The organism is Gemmobacter nanjingensis (assembly GCF_014652195.1).
GTDB lineage: Bacteria > Pseudomonadota > Alphaproteobacteria > Rhodobacterales > Rhodobacteraceae > Gemmobacter > Gemmobacter caeni.
The window spans coordinates 1-902 of record NZ_BMYI01000081.1 but is presented as its reverse complement, the minus strand read 5'-3'; the positions used below and the strand labels follow the sequence as shown (position 1 = coordinate 902).

The window sequence follows — 902 nt, the reverse complement described above, 5'->3', positions numbered from 1 at the left end:
TCAGCCCTGAAGGGCAGAACGCCCATCGCCGCCCTCAAGGACTGGCAACGCCAAAGGCCCGAGCTGTTCAGGAAGCGCGTCTACAATCACACGGGATGCGACAGGTAACCTTATTTGAAACCCCATTTGGAAACGTTACTGTGTTCTCTGTCTCCGACGCTCCAGCAGGAAACGCGCCACCTTCATTTCTTTGTGTCAGCTCGATTGAGGCTTCGTATATATCCTTGGTCCTGATCATCATCTCGTTGGAAAATGATTGCCACGGCACTTCAAACTGGGATGATGTTATGCTGTTATAGAGAATTGCGGACTCCAGCGCGCGGATTTCATCAAGGTAGACATCCTCAGTCACCGTTTCGCAGAACCCATAGCGCCTAATGCATTCCTCCAGCGCTGAGATCCTTCCAGCCATGGCATCAATTTCGTTGAATGACATTTCCATGAGCAGTAAGTTTTGGGGTGACAAGAAGAAATAAGAGAAAGCTGCCGCACGTCCCTCATAAGCGGAAATAATTAGATTTATGAGGTCAGAGATGTTAATAGATGCATATATTGGCCGCAGTATACTCCTGATGACACTAAAGTCGGGGTCTCCTTGCTCTACTCCTTTAAGTAGGAATACATACGCCGCCCGCCAGTCGCCCCTGAATGGCTGGACTTTTCGACTTCTCAGTACCTCCTCTATCCAAGGCCAGTCTGCACCCGATAGATAGTTACGCTTTATTGGGCAATTTCGCTCTATTTTCGAGATCCAGTCTGAGACGCGGCCGGCATTTTGATCTTGGGAGACCTCTCTATGTGTCGCATCCCGTGTGATTGTAGACGCGCTTCCTGAACAGCTCGGGCCTTTGGCGTTGCCAGTCCTTGAGGGCGGCGATGGGCGTTCTGCCCTTCAGGGCTGA

The 902-nt window shown here is 50.8% G+C and carries 2 pseudogenes; one reads left to right on the top strand and one right to left on the bottom strand.

The features are described from left to right. A pseudogene (locus tag IE126_RS26230) lies at positions 1 to 108 on the top strand (IS481 family transposase); the annotation flags it as partial. A 686-nt stretch (positions 109 to 794) separates the two neighbouring features. Here the strand turns inward: IE126_RS26230 and IE126_RS26225 are convergent. Next, positions 795 to 902: pseudogene (locus IE126_RS26225) on the bottom strand (IS481 family transposase); the annotation flags it as partial.